This is a genomic window from Streptomyces sp. NPDC052299, from assembly GCF_040679335.1.
In the GTDB taxonomy this organism is placed as follows: Bacteria; Actinomycetota; Actinomycetes; order Streptomycetales; family Streptomycetaceae; genus Streptomyces.
Genome location: NZ_JBFAUP010000055.1, coordinates 1 through 1,753, shown reverse-complemented (window position 1 = coordinate 1,753; position 1,753 = coordinate 1). Strand labels below are relative to the sequence as shown.

At 67.7% G+C, this 1,753-nt stretch carries 1 protein-coding gene; it reads left to right on the top strand.

Going from position 1 to position 1,753, the window contains the following annotated elements:
- Window positions 1-55 precede the first annotated feature (55 nt).
- Window positions 56-1,738, top strand: coding sequence for an ISAzo13 family transposase (locus AB0L33_RS35110; protein WP_365687825.1), 1,683 nt, complete (start codon window positions 56-58; stop codon window positions 1,736-1,738).
- Window positions 1,739-1,753 lie beyond the last annotated feature (15 nt).

The window sequence follows — 1,753 nt, the reverse complement described above, 5'->3', positions numbered from 1 at the left end:
AGGGCTTGCCGGGAAACAAGTCGTGGCTTCCGGCTGTGGGGCTCGTTGGTCTGGTATGGGGAGACCGGAGGGGATCGAGGCCGTTCTGGCGGCGAAGTTCCGGGTGTTGTTGCCGCATCTGGACGAGCGTCAGCGTCGGCTGGCCATAGGGGCGGAAGCACTGTCGCTGGGGCACGGCGGCATCAGGATCGTCGCCGCTGCAGCCGGAGTCCGGGAGGCCACGGTCTCGCGTGGGGCGGCTGAACTGGAGTCCGGTCAGGCCCCGTTGGGGCGGGTGCGCCATCCCGGCGGAGGGCGGAAGAAGGCGGCCGACCTGGACTCTGGGCTGCGGCCGGCACTGCTGGCGCTGGTTGAGCCCGACGAGCGTGGGGACCCGATGTCGCCGCTGCGCTGGACGACGAAGTCGACCCGGAAACTGGCGGCGGAGCTCACCCGCCAGGGGCACCGGATCTCCGCCGACACCGTCGCCGGCCTGCTGCGCGAGGAAGGCTTCAGCCTGCAGGCCAACACCAAGACCATCGAAGGCACTCAGCACCCCGACCGGGACGCCCAGTTCCACTACCTCAACGAGCAGGCACGAGACCACAGGGACTCCGGTGACCCGGTGATCAGCGTGGACAGCAAGAAGAAGGAACTGATCGGCGACTACAAGAACGCCGGGCACGAATGGCAGCCCGCAGGACAGCCCGTGAGGGTCAAGACCCACGACTTCCCCGGCCAGGCCGCCAAGGCGATTCCCTACGGAATCTACGACATGACGGCGAACACCGGCTGGGTCAGCATCGGCACCGATCACGACACGGCGGCGTTCGCCGTCGCCTCGATCCGCCGCTGGTGGCAGGCGGTCGGCCGGCACGAATACCCCGGCGCCCGTCGGCTGCTGATCACCGCTGACGGTGGCGGATCCAACGGCTACCGCACCCGGGGCTGGAAGACCCAGCTCGCCGATCTCGCCGCCGAGACCGGCCTTCGGGTCACGGTGTGTCACCTTCCGCCCGGCACCTCGAAGTGGAACAAGATCGAGCACCGGCTGTTCTCCCACATCACCATGAACTGGCGAGGCAGGCCCCTGACCAGCCACGAAGTCATGCTCCAGACCATCGCCGCGACCACCAGCCGCACCGGCCTCACCGTCCAGGCCGAACTCGACAGCGGTGAGTACCCCACCGGCATCCGCGTCAGCGACGACAAGATCGCCGCCCTGCCCATCACCCGCCACCGCTTCCACGGCGACTGGAACTACACCCTCCACCCCCAGCGCCCGACGGACACGGCGACCACCACCAGCACACAGGACGAGGCCGAGGCGGACGGTCCGGCCCGCCTCACGCAGCGTTCGCTACAGGACCCGGAACTGACCGGGATGACCCGCCGGGAACTCAACGAACTCATCGACGTACTGACTCCAGCGATGGAGATCCAACGCGAGCAAGTGCTCCGCACCCGCAGAGGCCACGAACGCCTGATGGCCCCCGGTACAGGAGCCAAACCCAAGCTCACCTCAGCTGACCGGGTCCTGGCCACCGTGCTCCACCTGCGAAGACTCGCGACCATGGACCTCCTGGGCCAGCTCTTCAACACCACCGCCATGACCATCAGCCGCGCAGCGAAAGACGTCCGCCCGCTCCTGGAAGCCCACGGAGTTCACATCCCTGCCTCGACCGCCCGCTTCCGCACACCGACTGACATCGCGAGGTTCCTCGACCTCGACAACAACAAGATCAAACCGACGTGTTGATTCCCGGCAAGCCCT

What these genes read in the sequence shown, in the direction of transcription:
- AB0L33_RS35110 (WP_365687825.1), top strand. Translation starts at nt 56, where the DNA reads ATGGGGAGACCGGAGGGGATCGAGGCCGTTCTGGCGGCGAAGTTCCGG.